General features: G+C 67.8%; 15 protein-coding genes and 1 pseudogene. 7 read left to right on the forward strand and 9 right to left on the reverse strand.

The window, feature by feature from the left end; all coding sequences use genetic code 11:
* Positions 1-108: 108 nt before the first annotated feature.
* On the forward strand, positions 109-1,623 hold the full coding sequence (locus EDL96_RS08010; protein ID WP_123825262.1) for a polysaccharide biosynthesis tyrosine autokinase: 1,515 nt from the start codon (positions 109-111) through the stop codon (positions 1,621-1,623).
* Between the two features lie 13 nt (positions 1,624-1,636).
* A complete protein-coding gene (locus EDL96_RS08015; RefSeq protein ID WP_123825263.1) occupies positions 1,637-2,281 on the forward strand; it encodes a hypothetical protein in 645 nt (214 codons plus the stop codon).
* Positions 2,282-2,324: 43 nt separating this feature from the next.
* On the opposite strand, the gene EDL96_RS13365 is transcribed toward EDL96_RS08015, so the two are convergent.
* The 3 genes and pseudogenes from EDL96_RS13365 to EDL96_RS14030 all read right to left on the reverse strand — a co-directional run.
* Positions 2,325-2,927, reverse strand: a complete 603-nt coding sequence (locus EDL96_RS13365) for an arsenate-mycothiol transferase ArsC (protein ID WP_158609551.1) — start codon at positions 2,925-2,927, stop codon at positions 2,325-2,327.
* Positions 2,924-4,072 (reverse strand): MauE/DoxX family redox-associated membrane protein, encoded by a 1,149-nt coding sequence (locus tag EDL96_RS13740; RefSeq protein ID WP_233568773.1) that lies wholly within the window; start codon positions 4,070-4,072, stop codon positions 2,924-2,926. The genes EDL96_RS13365 and EDL96_RS13740 overlap by 4 nt, the downstream gene beginning before the upstream one ends.
* Positions 4,073-4,212: 140 nt before the next feature.
* Positions 4,213-4,647, reverse strand: a pseudogene (locus EDL96_RS14030) (VanZ family protein); the annotation flags it as partial.
* A 152-nt stretch (positions 4,648-4,799) separates the two neighbouring features.
* On the opposite strand from EDL96_RS14030, the gene EDL96_RS08030 reads away from it, so the two are divergent.
* Positions 4,800-6,302 carry a sugar transferase gene (locus EDL96_RS08030; protein ID WP_123825265.1) on the forward strand — a complete coding sequence of 501 codons (1,503 nt, stop codon included), beginning with the start codon at positions 4,800-4,802 and terminating at the stop codon, positions 6,300-6,302.
* Between the two features lie 40 nt (positions 6,303-6,342).
* Positions 6,343-10,656, forward strand: a complete 4,314-nt coding sequence (locus EDL96_RS08035; RefSeq protein WP_123825266.1) for a DUF3418 domain-containing protein — start codon at positions 6,343-6,345, stop codon at positions 10,654-10,656.
* Between the two features lie 108 nt (positions 10,657-10,764).
* Here EDL96_RS08035 and EDL96_RS08040 read toward each other — a convergent pair whose 3' ends face one another.
* Positions 10,765-11,193 (reverse strand): HIT family protein, encoded by a 429-nt coding sequence (locus tag EDL96_RS08040; RefSeq protein WP_123825267.1) that lies wholly within the window; start codon positions 11,191-11,193, stop codon positions 10,765-10,767.
* 69 nt (positions 11,194-11,262) lie between these two features.
* Positions 11,263-11,937: an MBL fold metallo-hydrolase gene (locus tag EDL96_RS08045; protein WP_123825268.1), complete on the reverse strand. Its 675-nt coding sequence runs from the start codon at positions 11,935-11,937 to the stop codon at positions 11,263-11,265.
* A 159-nt stretch (positions 11,938-12,096) separates the two neighbouring features.
* On the opposite strand from EDL96_RS08045, the gene EDL96_RS08050 reads away from it, so the two are divergent.
* Together EDL96_RS08050 and EDL96_RS08055 are read left to right on the forward strand one after the other, a co-directional pair.
* The gene (locus EDL96_RS08050) at positions 12,097-12,573 is read left to right on the forward strand and encodes a Fur family transcriptional regulator (protein ID WP_123825269.1); all 477 of its coding nucleotides are present in this window, start codon (positions 12,097-12,099) and stop codon (positions 12,571-12,573) included.
* Positions 12,574-12,581: 8 nt separating this feature from the next.
* Positions 12,582-13,619 (forward strand): diacylglycerol/lipid kinase family protein, encoded by a 1,038-nt coding sequence (locus tag EDL96_RS08055; RefSeq protein ID WP_158609553.1) that lies wholly within the window; start codon positions 12,582-12,584, stop codon positions 13,617-13,619.
* On the opposite strand, the gene EDL96_RS08060 is transcribed toward EDL96_RS08055, so the two are convergent.
* From EDL96_RS08060 to guaB1, 4 genes are all read right to left on the reverse strand, one after another.
* A complete protein-coding gene (locus tag EDL96_RS08060; RefSeq protein WP_123825271.1) occupies positions 13,541-14,527 on the reverse strand; it encodes a metal ABC transporter permease in 987 nt (328 codons plus the stop codon). The two genes, EDL96_RS08055 and EDL96_RS08060, sit on opposite strands and share 79 nt — an antisense overlap.
* Positions 14,524-15,357, reverse strand: coding sequence for a metal ABC transporter ATP-binding protein (locus EDL96_RS08065; protein ID WP_123825272.1), 834 nt, complete (start codon positions 15,355-15,357; stop codon positions 14,524-14,526). Before EDL96_RS08065 ends, EDL96_RS08060 begins: the two co-directional genes overlap by 4 nt.
* The gene (locus EDL96_RS08070; RefSeq protein WP_233568774.1) at positions 15,357-16,391 is read right to left on the reverse strand and encodes a metal ABC transporter solute-binding protein, Zn/Mn family; all 1,035 of its coding nucleotides are present in this window, start codon (positions 16,389-16,391) and stop codon (positions 15,357-15,359) included. The genes EDL96_RS08065 and EDL96_RS08070 overlap by 1 nt, the downstream gene beginning before the upstream one ends.
* Before the next feature lie 208 nt (positions 16,392-16,599).
* Positions 16,600-18,096 (reverse strand): GMP reductase, encoded by a 1,497-nt coding sequence (gene guaB1 / locus EDL96_RS08075; RefSeq protein ID WP_123825274.1) that lies wholly within the window; start codon positions 18,094-18,096, stop codon positions 16,600-16,602.
* 396 nt (positions 18,097-18,492) lie between these two features.
* Here guaB1 and EDL96_RS08080 point away from each other — a divergent pair, with 396 nt between their 5' ends.
* Positions 18,493-22,401, forward strand: a complete 3,909-nt coding sequence (locus EDL96_RS08080; protein ID WP_407656926.1) for a multifunctional oxoglutarate decarboxylase/oxoglutarate dehydrogenase thiamine pyrophosphate-binding subunit/dihydrolipoyllysine-residue succinyltransferase subunit — start codon at positions 18,493-18,495, stop codon at positions 22,399-22,401.
* Positions 22,402-22,506: the final 105 nt, after the last annotated feature.

The following is a 22,506-nucleotide window of genomic DNA, read 5'->3' on the forward strand; positions in this document are numbered from 1 at the left end:
ACGTACCCCGTGTGGGCTGCACAGGGGGGTGCTTGGCATCCGGGGCAAGGCCGACCTGTCGGCCACCACCCTGGTCGGTCCACCCACGACTCTTGAAGCGGAGACCCCGTGCCCCAGCAGGACACCTCGGACGAGCAATACCTCGACGCCCCCGTGCACATCGCGCACAGACTCCGGGCCGTCGCCCGGGCCGCGGGATGGTACTGGAAAGTCGCTCTAGCACTGATTGTCCTGTCCGTGGCAGCCGGAGCAGCCATCGCGTTGCTCATGCCCAAGGTCTATTCGTCCACGAACACCGTCATGGTGGTCACGGGCAACAGCAACACGCTGGGCGATTACATGACCGCTGACAGCGTCTCCCTGTCGAAAGCCGACTCGTACATGCAACTCGGGGGATCCCCCGAAGTTGCCCAGATCGCGGCCGAGTCCTTGGACGGAACCCCGGTCCACGACGTCGCTTTCTCCGTGGTCCCAGGAACCTCTCAGATCAAGGTCGAGGGCCGCTCTGATTCCCCCGAAGGATCCGCCAAGGTCGCCGACGCCTACGCCGGGGCGCTGACCCAGGAAGTGCAACGCATCGAGTCGATCGCCACGGAAGGCAACAACTACGAGCCACCGTCCCCGTCGCCCTCCGAAGACGGTGGGGAGGAAGCGTCTCCCGAATCCTCCGAGGACGGCACCGGTCTGGTCCAGGTCGTCCCGGTGAGCTCCGCATCCGTCCCGGAATCCCCCGTGTCCCCGGATCTCCGCCTGAACCTCCTAGTGGGCGTAGGCGTCGGCCTGCTGCTGGCTGCCCTCTACGTGCTCGCCCGGAGCCTGTTCGACCGAAAGGTCCGTTCCTCGGAGGCCGTCGCAAATGCCACCGGCCTGGCAATCCTGGGCACCATCCCGCTGGACAAGCGACTCACGGCCAAGCGGGGGGTCATCCCCACCGCTCCCCCACGCAAGGACCGGGAGGCCTGGGCCACCTCGGAGGCCTTCCGCCAGCTCCGGACCAATCTGACATTCGCCAACGTGGACGATCCGCCACGCACCGTCGTCGTGACTTCCTCCGTGGCTGGGGAAGGGAAATCGTCCGTCGCGGCCAATCTCGCGGTCACGCTGGGAGCCCTGGGTCAGCCGACGGTGCTCGTCGACGCCGACCTCCGGAGGCCTGTGCAGACCGAACTGTTCGGGCTCACGGAGGGTGCGGGTCTGACGGACGTCCTGGCCGGTGCGGCCGAACTCGAGGACGTCCTGCAGGACTGGGAACCCGGTTCCAACGTCCATCTCCTGGGCGCGGGACGGACGCCGCCGAACCCCTCCGAACTGCTGGGCTCCAAGACCATGCGCAACCTGCTGGCGCGCATGGGGCAGGACTACATGGTGGTCATCGATTCGCCGCCCCTGTTGCCCGTCACGGACCCGTCCGTGCTGGCCAAGGGTGCCGACGGCGTGGTGATCGTGACGCAGGCCAACAAGACCAATCTGGACGACCTGACCAAGGCGGTCGCGCGGCTCCACACGGTCGGCGCCACGATCCTGGGAGCTGTGCTCAACCAGGTTCCCCGCAAGGGCTCGGGGGCCAATGAGTACGGTTACTATTCAGATGCGTACTACTACTCATCGAGCAGCCGTCACTGATCCAAGGACGAACATGCCGCAGGAACCCCCCTCCTCCGCGCCCGGCGTGCCCACTCACCAGATCACCCGACGCCGCATCGTCACCACCGCAGCCTGGACCGCGCCGGCGGTCCTGGCGGCAACCGCGGCACCGGCCTACGCGGCCTCCCAGAACCAGATCACCACCAGCGTGTGTCAGCTCTTCTACCGCGGCGGCAGGATCAGCTATCAGACCCACAGCATCTACCTGGGCGTGACCTCGACCGAAGGCGTGGTCCCCAGGGGAACCGTCCTGACATGGACGGTCCAGGTCAGCGGAGGCGGCACGGGAACCGGCGGCACCAACGAGTCCCCGACCACCAACTACTCCCAGAACAATGCCTGGACCCTGAGCGTGAGTCCCTCCACCGGAACCGTCCCGTCCAACCAGGGCAGCGTGGTGGACTCCTCGCTGAGTTACACCGTGGCACGCCGCCACCCCAGCAGTGTCAACAGCACGGGTCGCACACCGCACGTCTACCGGACCAGGAGTGGCGGCCAGAGCGCCTACCCCACCATCCGCTGGTCCAGGCTGATCACGAACAACGGCTACGACAACGTCACGAGGTACCCGGACAACACCGAGAACCGGAATCCGGCCTCCGACGGCGGCAACTGGGTGACCCCGGCACGCGCCTGACCGAGCGAGGAGCCCGTACGCCCCGGCCCCGACGCGGTGCCCTTCAGTCGCGCCACGCGCGCTCGGCGTCGAGGATCGTCCTCAGAGCGGGCATGAGCTGGTCCACCATGACGTCGAACGCGGCGTCGTCCCGCCCGTAGGGGTCGGTGACGTCCGGTTCGGGCACGGTGGTCACGGCGCGGAGGGAACTCAGCGTCCTGGGCAGCATACGCCACCGCTCTTCGGCTTTGTCCCCCTGGCCTCGTGGAATCGACTCCCGGAGCCGCCCCTGCGGAGCGTCCGTAGCACCCAGCAGATTCTCCAGCAGTTGCGCGAACTCCCTCATGGTGAAGGCCCGTTTGAGCAGGCTCGGGCTCCTGGACACCACCTCGGACCGCTGTTCCCCGGTCATGGTCAGGACCACGTCGGCTGCAGCGGTGCTCGCATCGTCAAGGCTCCGGGCCCTGAACGTGGCTGCGTCGACTCCCTGTGAACCCAGCCTGCGCGCGGCCCTCGGATCCATCGGGGCACCGTCCAGCCCGAACGTGCCGGCGCTGGAGACCGTGAACTCCCCGGGAGCCATCCGGTCCAGGCGGTCGGCCAGGTACAGCGCCGCGAAGGGCGACCGGCAGATGTTGCCCGTGCACACCACCAGGATCTCTGTCACTGCTGCCCCATTTCCCGCCCGGCTCGGGCGGAACCGCCGACTTCGCCCGTGCCGGAGTCCGCGCCGAGGTCTGCACCGCGATCTGCACCCAAGTCTCCGCCGAGATCCGTGCCGTCGCTGCGCGGCGGGAGGACCTGAGCGATCTCCTCGACCATGGCCAGGATGTTCTCGGTCCCGACTTCCGGTCCCCAGGCCAGCAGCCCGTCCGCTCCCAACAGGACGGCCCACGGCGTGGCATGACCGGGGAACAGGTCCTTGAAACCACCCCGGTGGTCGAACAGGAGCCGCCCTGCCCAGAACTCCCGGGAAGAATCCCCCGGCACGGGTGGGCCCGTGGGCAACGGGTCCACGCGGAACATGTCCACTCCGTGCCCGATGCGCCGTTCCATCCGTTCCCAGTGCCCGAGCAGGTCGGCGCAGCTACTGCAATCGGGGGACGCCCGCACCAGCATGACCGGCCGACTGGCGGTCAGCTCGGTCAACGTGACGCCTCGGGGGTCCCGTGCGGCGTCCGGATCACGGTGGAGGACGTAGTCGGGTGTCCGTCGGCGCACGTAGTCGTCGGGGTCCTCGGCAGGGCCGACCGAGCCCACGCCGGACGCCGCGGGGGTCTCGGCCGGTGCGGCCGTTCGGGCGTCCCAGGCCACGGCCGCCGTCACCAGGACCCCCGGCAGGAGCGCGGCCACGAGCCCCGGCCGTTCGATCACGCTCTGGCTCCATGACATGCCCGCGAGGGGCTCCGGCCGCAGGCAGACCAGGGCGGCAGCGGCCAGCAGCACGAGGTTGCGGACCAGGGTGCGCCAGGTGAGCACACCCGTCGTCGCCGTTCCGAAGCATCCGCAGTCCACCGGATCGGGGCGGCGCAGCGCGCCCGCCACGAGCACACAGTAGGCCAGGAACAGGAGCACGGTCAGGCCGGCGCCGACCAGGAACACACCTCCGTTCGCCGTCACGAGAACCAGCCCCAGGAGGATCTCCGCCCAGGGGAACGCCCGACGCAACCAGGTCGCCGAGAGCACCCGCGGCACCGCGAGGTCCCGGAACGCTGCGTCCACCGTGCTCGGCGCCTTGGCCTTGAGGGCTTCGCTGACCACCAGCACGAGAGCCACCACGGGCACCGCACCCAGCCACAGGCCGGGTGCCATCGTGAGGTTCCCTTCGATGGTGTTTCCCCGTCTCTGCCCGCGGTGCCGTTGTCCGAAACACCACCGTAGCCGCGTGTGCGTCCGTGGTTTCGACGACGCCGGTCCTGCGAGCGTGCCCTGCCCCTGACGAAGACCATGACCAGGACCGCGCCGAGAATCGCGCCCGTCGAATTGGCCAGCAGATCCAGCCAGTCCATCTCACGGTCAGGCAGCACGAAACCTTGCAGACCTTCCACGGCGCCACTGGCCACGACGGCCACGAACACCCACACACTGCGGTGCACCCTGGGGAAGGCCGCTGCGGCTAGGACCACGCCCACTGTGAAGATCAGGACGTTGAGGCCGAACTCCGTCTGGTCAGGTCCCAGTGCGCGGGGTGCGCCCCAGGAGCGCAAGGTCAGCCACAGGTCGAGATTCATGCGGTGCAGCCCCGTGCCCTCCGGCCAGAGGAAGAGCGAGAGGGCGGCTGCGCAGAAGATCACGAGCGGTACCAGGGCAGTCCAGCGCACCGCGGGGGCACGCACCGGGGCCGCCGAGGGCCCCTCCGTCCTGACCGGATTTCCACGCAGCATCATATAATTGTGCACGCTATTGCATAAACCTCGGAGTGGAGAGGCATGGCGCAACAGGCTCTGGGGAGAGAGGCCAGGTGGTACTCAGGCACGGGGAAACGAACCGCGAGGACCCGGGGCGGGTGTGCCTCAGGCCCGGGAGCGGGGAGTCTCCTGTGACCACAACATCCACATCTCGATCTCAACGCCGCGGTGACAGCGGCGACCCGGATCGGATCCTGGGTGCCGACTGGGCGGTGGCCGTGCCACGGTTGCTGGGGCTCGTGGACGCCGGGGCGATCCTGGCCGCGCTGACGCTGGCCCAGTTGCTGCGCTTCCAAGGTAATTCGGCGGTCGAAGGCGCGGGGCCGCTGAACTACACCGCCTTGTCCCTGCTGCTCGGCGCCGCCTGGTGGCTGGCCCTGTGGTGGACCGGGGCGCGTGAGATCAGGAACTTCGGCGTGGGCAGCGACGAGTACCGACGCATCGCCAGGGCCACCTTCTACCTGTTCGGGGTCCTGGCCATCGTCTCCTACCTCGCCGAGGTGCAAACGGCCCGGGGATACGTGGCGCTGGCCGTCCCGATCGGTCTGGTGTTCCTGCTGGGGGCTCGGTGGTTGCTGCGCGGAGCGGTCGCGCGTCGTCGTGCCCGGGGCCGGTTCCTGCGCCGCATCCTGGTGGTGGGCAGTCCGGACTCCGTCGCGCACGTGACCGGTCAACTTCTGGCCACCCCACACGCCGGATACGTACCTGTGGCGGCGGTCGTCCCCCATGGGCGGGACCCGGCGGACTCCCGACATTCACCAGCGATCGACGGTTCGGTCCCGGTGATCGAGAACGGGCAGTCCCTCGACGTTCTCCTGGCCGCAATCGACGAGTACGACGTCGGGGCCGTAGCCATCGCCAACGACTCGGGCCTGTCACCCACGGTGACTCGGGACCTGGGCTGGAAACTCCAGGAACGGGAAATCTCGTTGATCATGGCACCGGCGTTGACCGACGTAACCGGCCCGCGGATCCACGCACAACCCGTGGCCGGTTTGCCCTTCATCCACGTGACCACGCCCAAGATCTCGGGCGGGCACGCGTTGCTCAAACGCCTCTTCGACCTCACGTGCAGCGCCGCCCTGCTGGTGGCCCTGGCACCCCTGCTCCTGGTCATCGCGGTGGGCGTCCTGATCGGCGACGGTGGACCGGTGTTCTACTCCCAGCAGCGGATCGGTCATCGGGGCAAGCCGTTCACCATGCTCAAGTTCCGCTCGATGCTGCACGGCTCTGAACGAGACTTTCCTTCACTGACCTCCGACAACGCGAGCAATCCGATCCTGTTCAAGATGCACGACGATCCCCGGGTCACTTCGATCGGCAGGTATCTTCGCCGGACCAGCCTGGACGAGCTCCCCCAACTGTTCAACGTCCTGCGCGGGGACATGAGTCTGGTGGGCCCCCGACCACCGCTGGCGCACGAGGTGGAGACCTACGAGCACTACGTGCACCGCAGGTTCCTGGTCCAACCGGGCATGACGGGGCTCTGGCAGGTCTCCGGGCGGGCGGATCTGTCCTGGGAGGAAACGGTGCGCCTGGACCTGACCTACGTGGAAAACTGGTCCCTGACCCAGGACCTGTTGATCCTGGCCAAGACCGGGCGCGCTGTGCTCTCTGGAAAAGGCGCCTACTGAATCCGGGCAGCGCCCGTAAAGCCCGTAGAATGGTGCGGCAATGACCAACACCTCCCCCGGCACGTCCCCGGAGCCCACCGCCCCGTCCGCTCCGCCCACGATCATCTATCCCCAGAACCTGCCCGTCTCCGCGCGTCGGGAGGACATCCAGGCCGCCATCCGTGAGCACCAGGTGGTCGTGATCGCCGGTGAAACGGGGTCCGGCAAGACCACGCAGATCCCCAAGATGTGCCTGGAGATGGGCCTGGCCGAACGCGGCCTGATCGGGCACACCCAGCCACGACGGATCGCGGCGCGCTCGGTCGCGGACCGGATCGCGGAGGAACTGGGACAGAAGGTCGGCCAAACCGTCGGGTACCAGGTGCGGTTCACCACCGAGGTGGGCCAGGATTCCAAGATCAAGCTCATGACGGACGGCATCCTGCTGGCCGAGATCCAGCACGACCGCCTGCTGCAGAAGTACTCCACGATCATCGTGGACGAAGCCCACGAGCGGTCCCTGAACATCGATTTCCTGCTGGGCTACCTGAAGAACGTCCTTCCGCAGCGCCCGGACCTCAAGGTCATCATCACCTCGGCCACGATCGACCCGGAGCGCTTCGCCAAGCACTTCCACCAACCGCTGCCTTCGGGTGCCGCCGAGGGCACAGAACCTGAACCGGCCCCCGTGATCGAGGTCTCGGGCCGCACCTACCCGGTGGAGATCAGGTACCGTCCGCTGACCGCCGAGGCCTCCTCCTTCGACGACGTCGCGGAGGGCGACTCCCCGACCGGTGCCGACGCCGGTTCCCCCGCCACCGACCGCAGCGGTCCACGCGCGGGCAGCGCCCGGATCTACGAGGAGGACCGGGACCCGATCGACGCCGTCCTGGAAGCCGTCGAGGAACTCGCGAGGGAGGAGCCGGGCGACATCCTGGTGTTCTTCCCCGGTGAGCGTGAGATCCGCGACGCCCAGGAGGCCCTCGAGGGCCTGGTCAAGGGCCACCCGAGGTTGGGCGGAACCGAGATCCTGCCGCTGTTCGGCCGCTTGACGATGGCCGAACAGCACCGGGTGTTCACCTCCTCCCAGGGCGGTGTGGGGACGCGCCGGATCGTCCTGGCCACCAACGTGGCCGAGACCTCTTTGACCGTTCCAGGGATCAAGTACGTGATCGACCCCGGGACCGCGCGCATCTCCCGCTACTCGACGCGCACCAAGGTGCAGCGGTTGCCGATCGAACGGATCTCGCAGGCCTCGGCCAACCAGCGGGCCGGGCGGTCGGGGCGCGTGTCGGACGGAATCTGCATCCGCCTGTACTCGCAGGAAGACTTCGAGTCCCGCCCCGAGTTCACGGACCCGGAGATCCTGCGCACCAACCTGGCCTCAGTAATCCTCCAGATGACGGCAGCGGGCGTGGTCGCCGGCCCCGACGACATCGCGCGCTTCCCGTTCGTGGAACCGCCGGAGTCGCGGGCGGTCAAGGACGGCGTGGCGTTGCTCCGGGAACTCGGTGCGCTGCGGACCTCCGCGGGCTCCGGCCGCGGGCGTCCCGACGACGGCGAGCACGGCTCGGCGGGCCGGGGCGGACGCCGTCGTCGTGGGGGCCGCGGACGACCGGCGACCAACTCACCCCTGACCGCGACCGGCCGGGCCTTGGCCGCGCTGCCCGTGGACCCACGGCTAGGCAGGATGATCGTGGAAGGCCAAAGCCGTGGCTGTGCCCGTGAAGTGATGATCCTTGCGGCGGCCCTGACCGTGCAGGACCCCCGCGAGCGTCCCCAGGACAAGCGCCAGGTGGCCGACGAGTTCCACTCCCGGTTCCGGGACAAGACCTCCGACTTCTCTGGATACCTGCTGTTGTGGCAGCACCTGCAGGAGCAGCAGGACGAGCTGTCGAGTTCGGCATTCCGTCGCATGTGCCGGCGGGAGTTCCTGAACTACCTCCGCATCCGGGAGTGGCAGGACCTCTACGCACAGCTGCGTCAGATGGGCAGGACGGTGGGCATCGACGTGGGCCGGTCCCGGGAGATCGACCCGGCCGGCGCCACGGAGAGCGTTCACAAGTCCCTGCTCGCCGGCCTCCTGAGCCACGTCGGGGTGCGGGACGAACGCACCCGTGACTACCAGGGGGCCCGCGGAACCAGGTTCTCGATCTTCCCGGGCTCAGACCTGTTCAAGAAGCGACCCGACTTCGTGGTCTCCGCGGAGCTGGTGGAAACCAGTCGGCTCTGGGCCAGGACCAACGCCGCCGTCGAACCCTCCTGGATCGAGGAAGTGGCCGGAGACCTGGTCAAACGCAGTTACGCCGAACCGCACTGGTCCCGTTCCCGCGGAGCAGTCATGGCCAAGGAACGGGTCACGCTCTACGGGGTTCCCCTGGTCACGGACCGCCCCGTCGGGTACTGGCGGGTGGACCCGGAGACTTCGCGCGAGTTGTTCATCCGGCACGCGCTGGTGGAAGGTGACTGGGAGACCCGGCACCGCTTCGTGGCGCGCAACCGCGCCAAGCTCGCGGAAGTCGAGGAACTCGAGAACCGGCTGCGGCGGAAGGATCTGAAGGCCGACGACCAGGCACTGTTCGAGTTCTTCGACGCCCGTGTCCCCTCCGAGGTCGTGTCCCAACGCCACTTCGACACGTGGTGGAAGAAGGCCCGCCAGGACCACGAGCACCTCCTGGACTTCGACCCCGACGCGTTGATCGACGACGACGCCGCGGACTGGGACGACGCCGCGTTCCCCCGCCAGTGGGTGCAGGCCACGGAGGGCGGGCAGCTGACCCTGGACCTGGACTACACGTTCGCGCCGTCGGCCCCGGGGTCGAACTCGGCCGGTTCGCGGTCGCGCCGTGCGGACGGCGTGACGGTGCGCGTCCCCGTGCTGTTCCTCAACCAGTTGTCCCCCGAGCCCTTCAAGTGGCAGATTCCGGGGTTGCGGACCGAACTGGTCACCGCGCTCATCAAGTCCCTGCCCAAGGCGGTGCGGAAGAACGTGGTTCCCGCCCCCGACGTCGCACAGCAGGTCGTCGAGCTCCTGGCAGCGGAAGCGGATCCGGCCACGGACGACCTGGAATCCGCTGTGGAGTTGGCGCTGCGCCGTCTGCGCGGTGTGGTCGTCGAGCCCGGGTCCTGGGACTGGTCGCGGGTGCCCGAGCACCTCCGGATGCACTTCGAGGTGCGCGATTCCCGCAACCGTGTCCTGGGTGAGGGCGAGGACCTGGACACCCTGCAGATCCAACTCAGGGACCAGGTGCGTCAGGCCCTCGCACAATCTCTGGGAACCACCGCGGACGCTCTTCCGGACGCGCCCAGCCCGGCCCGCGCGAAAGCAGCCTTCACCCGCAACGGCGGCCGTGGCCAGGACTCCGAGGCCGGTTCGCGCTCGAAGGGCTCCCGTGGCGGCGGGTCCGCGGATGCGAACCAGGGTTCTCCGACCGCGCTCGAACGCGACGGAGTGACCGAGTGGCCGTCCGAGGACCTGCCCAGGAAGGTCAACACCGTCGTTGCCGGGCAGCGCATCACGGGCTGGCCGGCCCTGGACGCCACACCCTCCCCCGGTGCAACCCGCTCCACGGGTAAGGAGCCCGCCCGCTCGAAGGACGGGTCGGCGGACGGGCCCACGGCACAGGTTCGGGTCTTCACCACGGCGGAGGACCAGCGCGCTGCCCAACGCCGCGGCACCATCGCCCTGCTGCTGCGGCGTCTGCCCTCGACCCAGCGCTACGTCTCCGACCACCTGAACAACCGCGAGAAGCTCGTGTTCACCCAGAACCCGCACGGGTCCGTGGAGGCACTCATCACGGACTGCACCCGCGCCGCCGTCGACAAGCTGGTTCCGGCCGAGCCGCCGTGGACCCGTGCGGAGTTCGACGCACTCTTCGACCTCGTGCGGGCCAACCTGATCGACACGGTCTTCCAGGTCACTGCCCTGGTGGCTCAGGTCCTGACCGACGCCAACACGGTGCGCAAGCTCATCAAGCGGCCGTCGTCCATGGCCGCGGTCAACGCGTTCGCCGATCTGCGCGAGCAGTTGGACCGGTTGGTCGATCCGGAGTTCGTGACCCGCACCGGGTGGGCGAATCTGCAACATCTCCCGCGTTACGTCAAGGCCATGCAGGTCCGGGTGGACAAGCTGGTGGGGGCCTCCGCGATCCAACGGGACACCACCAACATGCTTGAAGTACAGTCGCTCGAGGACGAGCTGGACGCTGCCGTCAACGCTGTACCCGCCGGGCTTCCCGTCCCGGCCGCCTTGGCCGCCATCGAGTGGGAACTGCAGGAACTGCGGGTGTCCTTCTTCGCCCAGGAGCTGGGAACGGCCCACACGGTGTCCGCCAAGCGCATCCGCAAGGCCTTGCGAGACGCCACCCGCAGCTGATCCACGCCCCACGGAGGCCCGGAGGAACTTCGCGCACGGAATTCTGCCAATCCGAGGGGGTGATCGGCAGAATTCCGTGCGCAAAGTCCTACGGTCGCTGCGCTTCGGTCAGCTCTGCGGGACCTGCTGTTCGTGTCCCGCGCTGCGAAGGGCCTGGCGGATGCGCTCCGCGGACTGCTCCATGAGTTCCGGATCAGGGTTCTGATCGACGTTGGCGAAGTCGAACTCCTCGATGGAGTTCGTGGGCCACACGTGGATGTGGCAGTGCGGGACCTCGAAGCCCTGGATCATCTGCCCCACCCGCTTGGGCGACCAGACCTGGTCCTGCGCCTGTCCGATGACCTGGGAGACCTTCATGAGATGCGCGGCCAGCTCGGGCTCCAGGTCCAGCCAGTGATCGACCTCTTCGCGCGGGACCACCAACGTGTGTCCCTGGGCCAGCGGTGCGATCGACAGGAACGCCACGCAGCGTTCGTCCTGCCAGACGAACCGGCCCGGGATCTCGCCGTCGATGATCTTGGTGAAGATGGTGCTCATGAGTCTCTCCTCGGGTTGACGCTCGGCGGGTTGACGCGCGGCGGGGCTGCGGGGCACTGCGGACCTGGGTCAGACCTGGACCGTGGTCCCGGTCGCCAGGTGGGTGTAGCGCGTGCCGTACTTGGCGGCGAAGGCGGTGACCTGCTTCTCCACGATGCCGAACCCGTTGTCGGACAGCAGCGCGTCGTGGATCTGGTAGGCCTGCTCCGCACCCACGGCGATGATGAAGTCGATCACCTCCGCCATCTTGGACCACGGTGCGTGCAACGGCACCAGGGCCGTGCTGGGTTCGATGTCGTGCGGGACCACCAGGCTGTCGCCCGGGTGGTAGAGCCGGTCGTTGAGCAGGTAACCCACGTTGTCCACGGTGCGGATCAACGGGTGGATCAGGGCATGCTGGCCGCCGAAAGTGTTGACCTTGACCCCGCCCAGCTGCAGTTCGGTCTCGGCGTCGACGTCGTGGATCCGTTTGTTGCCGGAGGGGTCGGCAGCCGCCTCCCCCAACGTCTCCCGCAGGTCCGCGGCAACGGATCCCGGCGCCCAGACGTGGACGTCGCGGTCCTGCCGGAGCCGCTCGGGAACCCGCTCGGGATCCAGATGATCGGGGTGCGTGTGGGTGATGAGCACGTGGTCGGCACCGGTCATGGCGTCCTCGACCTCGGAGAAGTTCCCCGGGTCGATCACCAGCGTGGTGTCGCCCTCCTGGATGCGCACACACGAGTGGGTGAACTTGGTCAGTTCCATGGCGACCTCCTGCACAGGTCTGGGCTCCGGTTGGTCCGCCACTAGCCTAGCGAGCGTCGCACGCGCCCCCCCAGCGCGACCGTCGCGTCGCCGGATACCCTGGAGGAACCCCCAGCGCCGTATCGGCCCGCAGGATCCAGCGTCTTCAGGAGAGAATTCGTGAGTTCGGCAGACTCCGCACCACCCCCCACGGGGCAGGCAGAGCCCACCACCGGTCAGGCCCGCAACACCAAGCAGCGCCGCGCCGTGCGCGCCGCCCTGAACTCCCGCACGGATTTCATCTCGACCCAGGAGTTGCACAGCCGTCTCCGCGACCGCGGCGAGCGCGTCTCCCTGGCCACCACCTACCGCGTGCTCCAGTCCCTTGCGGAAGCCGGGGAGGTGGACGTCCTCCGCAACGACGACGGCGAGGCGATCTACCGTCGCTGCGAAGCAAAACACCACCACCACCATCTGGTCTGCCGCGCGTGCGGAGCGACCGTGGAGCTGGAAGCTCCGGCCGTGGAGGCCTGGGCGGAACGCACGGCCAGTGCGCACGGTTACACGGACCTGGACCACACGATCGAGATCGTCGGTCTGTGCCGGCAGTGCCGCGCGGACACCGGTCGCACGGCCAACTCGGACGACCGAGGGTGAGTCGGCCCGTGAACACGGTGCAGGCCTCCGGACCCGTCGACGCGCGGCTGATTGTGCTGGTCGGAGATCTCACGGCCAAGAACGGTCGGATTGCTCGCGCCGCCGGCACAGCGGCGGCCGTGTTCCGGGCCAACGGGTACAGCACCCAGATCCTCGGCACGCAGCCACCCGAGGGTGAGCCCGGGACCATGGCCACCTGGAGCGCTTCCCTGCAGCACGCCTTGACCGACCTGGCGGAGGCGCCGTGCGCCGTCGTGGCCGTGGGTGGAGACGGCATGGCCCACCTGGTGCTCAACGTGCTGCTCGACCACGCCGCCGAGCGAGGTACGAGAATCCCCTTCGGGCTGGTTCCGTGCGGTTCCGGCAATGATCTTGCGCGGCACTGGGGTACTCCTCACGACGACCCCGAGGCCGCGGCCGGGCGCATCCTCAGACGTCTGGACCTCGGGCCCATACCCATGGATCTGGGACGGGTCCGCTTCGACGACGGATCGACGGCCTGGTTCGCCACCGCCCTGTGCGCGGGGATCGACGCTGCCGTCAACCAGCGGGCCAATCGGTGGAAGCGACCGGCGGGTTCCCTCAAGTACCTGTTCGCCCTGGCCGTGGAGGTGGTGCGACACCCGCCGCACATCTACGGCCTCGCCGTCACACCGACCCCGGAGCCCTCAGAGTCTCCGCGTGATCTGTCCGCGCCGACACCGGAACGCACCGGGTCGTCCTCCCTGCAGTGCAGGGAGGCGCTCATGGTCAACGTGGCCAACACGTCGTCGATCGGTGGCGGTCTGCGCATTGTCCCGGAGGCAGACCCCACCGACGGGCGCCTCCATCTGTTCGTGGTGGACCCGCTGACCAGGCTGCGGTTCCTACGGCTGTTCCCGTCGATCTACACGGGTGACCACGTCAGCGTCCGCCAGGTTGAGATCACACCGGTGAGTCACGTGCGCATCACCGGCCAACACGTGGTTTATGCCGACGGCGAGCCGCTGGGCGAGCTACCCGTGACCGTTGACGGAGTGCCCGGCGCCGTCCCGGTGTTGCTGTAGCCGTCGTCGCCGGTGACGTGACCGTGGGCGTCGTCGGTCCCCGTGCGGCCACCGCTGGAGGTCCTGATCTTCCGGAGGGCCCAGGAGCCGACCCAGATCAGGAATGAAATGGTGGTCACGTACGGGCTGATCGGCAGCGCTCCGCCCAGGGCCAGGAGGATGCCTCCCACCATGGCCGCCTCCGCGAACACCACGGACAGGATCACGATCTTGACGGGCGAGGCGGACAGGTTCATGGCCGCCGCGGCGGGCGAAATCAACAGTGCCAGGACCAACAGGGCACCCACGATCTGCACGGACAGCGCGACTGCGACCCCGAGCAGCAGCATGAAGAGGATCGACAGGCCACGAATGGGCAGCCCCCGTGCTTGCGCCACGAACGGGTCCGTGCTGGCAAACGTCAGGGGGCGCCAGACCAACAGCAGCCCGCCGATCACCACGGCGGAGAGAACGGCCATGGACACCAGTTGGACCTCGTCCACGGACACGATCTGCCCCGTGAGCAGCGCGAACCGATTGGCACTGCGCCCCTGGTAGAGGGCCAGCGCCAGGATTCCCACGCCTAGTCCGAAAGGCATCAGTACGCCGACCACGGAGTTGGATTCCCGGGACTGCGCCCCCACGACCCCCATGATCACGGCAGCAAGGATCGAGCCCAGGAGCGACCCTGTGACGATGTCCGCGCCCACCAGCAAGGCAATCGCCCCGCCCGCGAAGGACAGCTCGGCGATCCCGTGGACGGAGAATGCCATGTCACGCATCATCACGAACGTGCCGATCATCCCCCCCACCAACCCGATGAGCGCACCGGCCCAGATCGAGTTCTGCAGCAGGACCAACAGTTCCCCGTAGCGCTCGAAGACGAACACGGAGCCCACCAGGTTCTCCCAGGTGACGTCCCAGTTCACAGGACCACCCCTTCCGGTCGTTCGGGTGCATGGCAGTGGTCTAGGACCTCGGTACCGACCACCAGAACACGGCCCGCCGCGTTCATGACCTCGACGCGCGTTCCGTAGAGGTCGGAAAGGACCTCGGAACGTAGCACCTCCGACGGCGCCCCTATCCGGAAGGACCCGTTGGCCAGGTAGAGCACGCGGTCGACGTCGTCGATGATCGGGTTGACGTCGTGGGTCACGAACAACACAGCGGCACCCGTACGGTCACGCTGTTCCGCCACCAGACTCGCAAGTTGCTGTTGCCGTCGAAGGTCCAGGGAAAGCAGGGCCTCGTCGAAGAGGAGCAGGCCCGGGTCCGTGGCCAGTGCCTGCGCCACCCGGAGTCGCTGTTGTTCACCCCCGGAGAGCTCGCCCACCGGGGCGTCCGCGTAGTCGAGCGCCCCCACGCGCTCCAGCAGGGACTCGACCTTGGCACGGTGAGCCCGTCGGCCCAGGGCCCTCAGACCCCACCTGTGACCGTCGAGTCCCATGCCCACCAGGTCGCGCCCCCGCAACGGGGTCCGGTCGTCGAAAGCCCGCTGTTGGGGGACGTACCCGATGTCCGTGGAACCCCGCCGGGCGGGGTGTCCGGCCACCTGCACGGAGCCGTGGCTGAGCCGCTGCAGGCCGAGCAGGACGCGCAGCAGGGAGGTCTTTCCGGTCCCGTTCCCGCCCAGCACGGCGATGTACTCACCAGGCTGGATGTCCAGGTTCAAGCCCTGCCACAGCGAGCGGTGACCGAAGGAGAGGGCGGCGTCGTGGAAGGAGGCCACCGGCTGCACCGCGTGAGACCGGGCGCTCATCAGGATCCACTCGCTTCCGTCGGGGCGGAGTTGTCCGTCGGGGCGGTGCTCTTACCCAACGTTCGTTCCAGATGATCCACGTTCTCGCTCATCCAGCTCAGGTAGTCCTGGTCATCGGGAATGGACTCGCTGTATGCCAGCACGGGCAGGTCGACGCCCTCCGCTTCGGCCCGTAGATCGTCGCTTTGCCCAGTGGCCGTTTGTTCGTTGTAGGCCAGCAGCGCAAGATCCGCACCATCGTCACCGGCGATCATCTGCCGGACTTCGTCGTAGACCAACGGCGAGGCATCGGTGCCGTCCTCAACTGCCACTGTGAAGGCCGTCGGTGTCACGTTGTGCAGCCCCGCGTCCTCCAGGAGGTAGTCGGCCACGGGCTCGGTCGCCAGGTAGTCACCCGAGAGCTCCAGCTCGGTCACGCGGTGGTGCAGTTCCTCGGCCGAACCCCGGAACTCGTCCGCGGTGCCCGTGTAGACCTCGGCGTGCTCGGCGTCCAGAGCACCGAGTTCCTCAGCCACCGCACCGGCCAGTGACCCCATGGCGTCCAGGTCGTACCAGACGTGTTCGTTGAACGAACCGTGGTCGTGTCCGCTCGACGCACCGTGCTCGTCGGAATGCTCCTCGGAATGTTCGTCTGCGTGTTCGTCGTCGTGCTCATCGCCGTGTCCGCCAGCGGAGTCGGTAGCCTCCTCCAGTCCCGACACCTCGACGGCGTCGACGACCGGTGCGTCCGTTTCCGCGGCCAGGTCCTCCATGAAGGCGTCGTACCCGCCACCGTTGAGCACCACCAGGTCGGCGTCACGCACCGTGAGTTTGTCCTGCGGAGTCGCCTCGTAGGAATGGGGGTCCTGGGTGGGTGAATCAATCACCGGAATGACCTCAACGCCGGAGCCGATACGGTCACCCGCCACCTGCTCCACCACATCCGCGTAGGTCGCCGTCGTGGTCACCACGGTGATCACGTCGTCATCGGACTGCCCTTGCCCTGCCGAGCAACCGGCGAGCGCCAGCGACCCGATGCCCACCAAGGCGGCCACGCCGCGGCGGGTGCTGCTACCCGAAGGTGAACCGCGCCTGGGCTTCGTGGACTGACGTGGGGTGTTGTTTCGGAGACGCAAGAGTCTGTCCATTTCTAAGCGGCCCGGGGCCGCGGTGCATCAAGCAGCGCGTCGGTACGTCTACTTGATAATGATTTTCATGTGCGCTGGGATCGTAGCAGACCCTCCTGCGAACAGAGGGGCGGCGTCAGCCCCAGCTCTCGCGGCGAGCCTGACCCTCCTCGTAACCGGAGAGGTTCTGCACCCCCACGACGGCGCGGTCGGCGAACTGGCGCGGGTTGGTCGCACCGGCGTAGGTCATCGAGCTGCGGATCCCGGCGGTGATGTGATCGACCAAGTCCTCCACGCCAGGGCGTCGCGGGTCCAGGTACATCTTGGAACTCGAGATGCCCTCTTCGAAGATGGCCTTCCGGGCACGCTCGAAGGCCTCCTGGCCCTGCGTCCGATTGAGAACGGCACGGGTTGAGGCCATTCCGAAGCTCTCCTTGTAGTAGCGACCGTCAGCGTCTTGGTTGAGCTCCCCCGGCCCCTCCCAGGTCCCGGCGAACCAGGACCCGATCATGACCTGGCTGGCCCCCGCGGCCAAGGCCAGCGCCACGTCTCGCGGGTACTTGACCCCACCGTCGGCCCAGACGTGGGCACCGAGTTCAGCCGCAGCCGCGGAGCATTCGAGCACTGCCGAGAACTGCGGGCGCCCGACGGCGGTCATCATGCGCGTCGTGCACATCGCCCCCGGCCCCACGCCGACCTTCACGATGTCGGCACCGGCGTCCACCAGGTCCCGCACGCCGTCGGCGGTCACAACGTTGCCAGCGACGATCGGGTGGTCCGGGGCGGTTTCGCGCACGATCGAGAGGGCTTCCACCATCTTCCGCTGGTGTCCGTGGGCGGTGTCCACGACCAGGACGTCCACTCCGGCTTCGACCAACTGTCGGGTCTTGTCCGCGACGTCCCCGTTGATGCCAACGGCCGCGCCGACCTTGAGCGCACCGTTGGCATCGAGGTTGGGCGTGTAGATCGTGGAGCGAACCGCGCCCTGACGGCTGATCACCCCGACCACCCGCTCGCCGTCGACCACCGGAGCCACGTGCACGCGGGCGCGTTCCAAGCGGGTGCTGGCCTGGGCCATCGCCTCGTAGAGCCCGGCGGCACCCGCGGACGGTGCACCGGAGTCGCTCGTCTTCCCCGCGGTCAACTCGTCGACCGTGAACACGGGGACATCCGTGCGCATGACCACGTGCAGCTGCGTGAACCGGTCGACCTGCTGGCAGTCGCCCTCCAGCACCAGGCCCTGGAACCGGCCGTCGTCGTCGGTGACCACGATCGACGCGTGAGCATGCCGACGCAACTTGGCCAGGGCATCGTGAACGGTGTCGTGCGGCCGCATGGAGCGCACCGACTCGAAGTGGGGTGACCGGCTCTTGACCCAGGCCGTTTCCCGCGCCACCACGTCCGCCGGGATGTCCTGCGGCAGAACGCCCAACGCTCCGCGTCGAGCCATGGTCTCGACCATGCGCTTACCTGTCACGGCGGTCATGTTCGCCGCCACCAACGGAGTGGTCGCACCCGTTGGGTCGGCCGTGCGCAGGTCGACGTCGAAGCGCGAGGTGATGCGCGAGGACGACGGCACCAGGAACACGTCGTTGTAGGTCAGATCCGTGACGGGGGTGTTGAGAAAACGCACGCGCACAACTGTAGGGCGTAACGGGCGCACGGAGCACCTGTCCGCCATGTCGAGGGCGAGGGTCCTGCATTCGCCACCGCGGCACACCGGGTGCCGGATTCCGCGGGTCACGAACTGTGACGACGGCGAACCGGTGGACCCGCCGATCGGCCGTCAGCTGTTGGCCGTATGTTGCCGCGAACACTAGACTTGCGCGAAGTGCGACCGTCCGGCTGCTGACGGCGTCTCGAGATCGACGGGCAAGGTCGGTGACCGTGGGTGACCAGCGTTGGTCGCCCACGTCGCGGCCCAGATCACCCACCGATTCTCGGGACCGGGATCTCTGCCGGGTTCGCGGCCGACTGGCGTGACCAATGAGGGTCACCGGATCAAGACGAGAGAATGAGGCGTAGCCAAGTGGCGAGCACACCACGAGACCTGATCCCCGAAGAGTTTGCGGGCAACGAATGGCTCGTCGAGGACCTCTACAAGAGGTATCGAGCCGACAAGAACACGGTGGACAGGGACTGGTGGCCCATTTTCGAGGCCATGGACAAGGCTGACGGCGACCAGGCCGGTACCCAGGCCGGTACCCAGGCCGCTACGGACTCCTCCGGCACCAAGACCGATTCCAAGACCGATGCCGAGGCTCCGACCGGCGAGAAGGCCCCAGCCACCTCGCAGCGTTCCGACGAGGCCGCGACCACCGAGGCCGGGCCGCCCAAGACGCCGCAGCAGGCAACCTCCGACGTCCAGCCCAAGCCAGCGGCTCAGCAGGAGGCCGCCGAGCGAGCCACAACATCCGGGAGCGCCGACGCAAAGGCTCCCACCAGCAAGGCCCAGGCACCCAAGGCCACCGCGACTCAGGCCCAGGAGAAGAAGACCACCGTGGATTCAGCTGCATCGACCTCTGGCAAGGCACCCGCTGAGCAGGAGGCCCAGGACCAGATCGTGAAGCTGCGCGGCCCCGCCAAGGCAGTCGCCGCGAACATGGACGCCTCCCTGACCGTCCCCACCGCCACCACCGTGCGCGCGGTTCCGGCCAAGCTGCTGATCGACAACCGCATCGTGATCAACTCCCACCTGGCCCGCAACCGCGGTGGGAAGGTCTCCTTCACGCACCTCATCGGTTACGCCGTGGTCAAGGCACTCAAGCACTTCCCGTCCATGAACGTCAGCTACGACGTCCAGGACGGCAAGCCCGTTGCCATCCAGCCCGCCCACGTGAACTTCGGCCTGGCCATCGACCTTCCGAACAAGGACGGATCCCGCAACCTGGTGGTCCCCAACATCAAGGGCGCCGAGGACCTGGACTTCCGTCAGTTCTGGGACGCCTACGAGGCCATGGTCAAGCGGGCCCGCAAGGGCGAACTGACCATGGAGGACTACGCCGGAACCACGGTCTCCCTGACCAACCCCGGTGGTATCGGCACGGTGCACTCGGTTCCGCGTCTGTCCAAGGGCCAGGCGGCGATCATCGGTGTGGGCGCCCTGGACTACCCGGCCGAGTACCGCGGGTCCTCCCCGCGCACCCTGTCGCGCATCGGCGTCTCCAAAATCATCACCCTGACCTCCACCTACGATCACCGCGTGATCCAGGGTGCCGGTTCCGGTGAGTTCCTCAAGCTGGTCGAGTCCTACCTGCTGGGCGACGAGTTCTGGGACGAGATCTTCCAGGGCCTCAAGGTTCCCTACGAACCGGTCCGTTGGGCCCAGGACAACCAGGTCAACCCGGAGACCCAGGTCAACAAGGTCGCCCGCATCCAGCAGCTGATCCACGCCTACCGCGTGCGCGGCCACATGATGGCCGACATGAACCCGGTGGGCTACACCATGCGGACCCACCCGGACCTGGACATCCGCACCTACGGGTTGACCCTGTGGGATCTGGACCGTGAATGGCCCACCGGTGGCTTCGGCGGCGCACCGACCCTCACGCTGCGCACCATCCTTGGCCTGCTGCGTGACGCCTACTGCCGCACCGTAGGCGTCGAGTACATGCACCTGGACACCCCCGCCGAGCGTGAGTGGTTCCAGGGCGAGCTCGAGAAGGGCTACACCAAGCCCACGCGCGACGAGCAGTTCCGCATCCTCAGCCGACTCAACGCCGCAGAGGCTTTCGAAACCTTCCTGCAGACCAAGTACGTCGGCCAGAAGCGCTTCTCCCTAGAGGGCGGCGAGTCCCTCATCCCGCTGCTGGACGCCGTCATCTCGGACGCCGCGGACGAGAACATGGCCGGTGTGGTCATCGGCATGGCCCACCGTGGCCGTCTCAACGTGCTGACCAACATTGCCGGAAAGTCCTACGCTCAGGTCTTCCGCGAGTTCGAGGGCAGCCAGGACCCGCGTGCCTCCGAGGGCTCCGGTGACGTCAAGTACCACCTGGGCACGGAGGGCACGTTCACCTCAGACAACGGCAACCAGACCCAGGTCTACCTGGGCGCCAACCCGTCACACCTGGAAGCCGTCGACCCCGTGATCGAGGGCGTCGCACGCGCCAAGACCGATGTGCTGGCAGCCGGTCCCGAAGGCGACGGTTCCTACCCAGTCCTGCCGATCCAGGTCCACGGTGACGCAGCGATGGCGGGCCAGGGCATCGTGTTCGAGGTCATGCAGATGTCCCAGCTCCCGGCCTACAAGACCGGCGGCACCGTGCACATCGTGGTCAACAACCAGATCGGGTTCACCACCGCACCGGAGGCGGGCCGCAGCTCGGCTTACGCCACGGACGTCGCCCGTTCCGTGCAGGCTCCCGTGTTCCACGTCAACGCCGACGATCCGGAGGCCGTGACGCACGTGGGTCAGCTGGCCCTGGCGTACCGCCAGAAGTTCAACAAGGACGTCGTGATCGACCTGATGTGCTACCGCCGTCGCGGCCACAACGAGGGCGACGACCCGTCGATGACCCAGCCGCTGATGTACCACACAATTGAACAGAAGCGTTCGACCCGTAAGGTCTACACCGCCAACCTGGTCGGCCGTGGTGACATCAGCCAGGAAGAGGCGGATCGCGCGCTCAAGGACTACCAGGAACGCCTGGAACGGGTGTTCACGGAGACCCACGACGCCCAGACCTCCGACGTCCCGCTGGTCACGGGCGACGCCGCCGCGATCGCGAACATCGAGCGCCCGTCCGCCCAGCAGACGGACTCCGGGGTCTCGATCCCCCGGTCCACCGCCGTGTCCGCGGAATCCGCTCGCCGCCTGGGCGAGGTGCACCTGGAGGTCCCCGAGGGCTTCACCGTGCACCGCAAGCTCACCAAGCTGCTCGAACGCCGCGCCAAGATGACCGTCGAAGGCGGCGTGGACTGGGGCATGGGCGAGATCATGGCGTTCGGGTCGCTCATGATGGAGGGCATCCCCGTCCGTATGTCCGGCCAGGACGTGCGCCGCGGAACCTTCACGCAGCGGCACGCCGTGTTCTTCGACAACGTCACCGGTGACGAGTGGACCCCGTTGAACCACCTGATGGACGACCAGGCTCCCCTGTCGATCTACAACTCGTTGCTCTCCGAATACGGCGTCCTCGGCTTCGAGTACGGCTACTCGGTCGAGCGTCCCGACGCGTTGACGGTGTGGGAGGCCCAGTTCGGTGACTTCATCAACGGCGCCCAGACGATCGTCGACGAATTCGTCTCCTCGGCCGAGCAGAAGTGGGGTCAGCGTTCGTCGCTGGTCATGCTCCTCCCCCACGGTTTCGAAGGCCAGGGCCCGGACCACTCATCGGCCCGTATCGAGCGCTTCCTGACGCTGTGCGCCGAGAAGAACATGATCGTGGCACAGCCCTCCACCCCGGCCAACCACTTCCACCTGTTGCGCCGCCAGGCCTACTCGCGTCCGCGCAAGCCGCTGATCGTGGCCGCTCCCAAGCAGCTGCTCCGGCTCAAGGCCGCCGCCTCGCCGATCGAGGAGTTCACCTCGGGCACGTTCCAGACCGTGATCGAGGACCAGGCGGGCCTGGATCCCAAGGCGGTCACCGATGTCGTCCTGGTCTCGGGTCGCCTGTACTACGACCTGATCGCCCACCGCAAGGAACGCGGCGACAAGACGACGGCGATCGTGCGCGTCGAGCAGCTCTACCCGCTGCCGCTCGAGGAGATCAAGGCCGAGCTGGCCCGCTACCCGGAGGCGAATGTCGCCTGGGCGCAGGACGAGCCCGCCAACCAGGGTGCCTGGCCGTTCATGGCGGTCAACCTGGTGCCGGAACTCGACCGGAAGGTCCGCCTGATCTCCCGCCCCGCGTCCGCCTCCCCGGCCAATGGTTCGGCCAAGCGGCACGCCCTGGAGAACGAGACGATCCTCGAGGAACTCTTCGACAACCGCTGAGTCACCTCCACCCACACGGCGCCGCGCACGAACAGTGCGCGGCGCCGTGTACCGTTGACAAGCAAGCACCCATGCCCCCCACCCACCCCTCCCCCAAGAGCAGAT

It is taken from the genome of Kocuria soli, from assembly GCF_003797835.1.
Lineage (GTDB): Bacteria > Actinomycetota > Actinomycetes > Actinomycetales > Micrococcaceae > Kocuria > Kocuria soli.